The organism is Paenibacillus sp. S29 (genome assembly GCF_049319765.1).
In the GTDB taxonomy this organism is placed as follows: Bacteria; Bacillota; Bacilli; order Paenibacillales; family Paenibacillaceae; genus Paenibacillus; species Paenibacillus polymyxa_B.
In genome coordinates this window covers 1-638 of record NZ_JBMOUI010000058.1, presented here as the reverse complement: position 1 = coordinate 638, position 638 = coordinate 1, and the positions used below count along the sequence as shown (strand labels likewise).

General features: G+C 51.7%; 1 protein-coding gene. It reads left to right on the top strand.

Annotated features, from left to right (window positions below):
- A partial coding sequence (locus tag ACL9RM_RS26435) for a transposase (protein WP_414126699.1) occupies positions 1-638 on the top strand: 638 nt, incomplete at both ends.

Genomic DNA, 638 nt, shown 5'->3' with positions numbered 1-638 from the left:
GACAGCGGCTATATGATCCGTGATGGCAAGCCTGAAGGCTTCTTCTATCTGGACCACCGCACAGTGGATATGAAGTACAATCTGATTACGGATGTGCATGTGACGCCGGGGAATGTACATGATTCTGTCCCCTATTTGTCCCGTTTGGATCGACAAAGAGAACGCTTTGGTTTTCAAGTAGAAGCTGTTGCGCTAGATTCAGGTTATTTAACGACGCCGATTTGCCGAGGTTTGCAAAACCGAAAGATTTTTGCCGTGATTGCTCACCGAAGATTCCATCCCAGACAAGGGCTGTTTCCGAAATGGAAGTTTGAATACGATGCCAAACGCAATGTGTATAGATGCCCAGCCCAACAGGAACTGCCCTACCGAACGACGGACCGTAAGGGATACCGGCAGTATGCCTCTGACCCAGCTCAGTGCCAGCATTGCCCACTGCTAGACCAGTGTACCCAGTCTCGAAACCACCGCAAAGTGGTGACTCGGCATGTCTGGGAAGACAGCAAAGAGTGGGTACGGAGCAACCGGCTAAGCCCATCCGGGAAACGGCTGTACCGCAAACGAAAAGAGACGATTGAGCGAAGCTTCGCGGATGCCAAAGAGCTCCATGGGTTTCGCTATTGCCGTTTGCGCGGTCT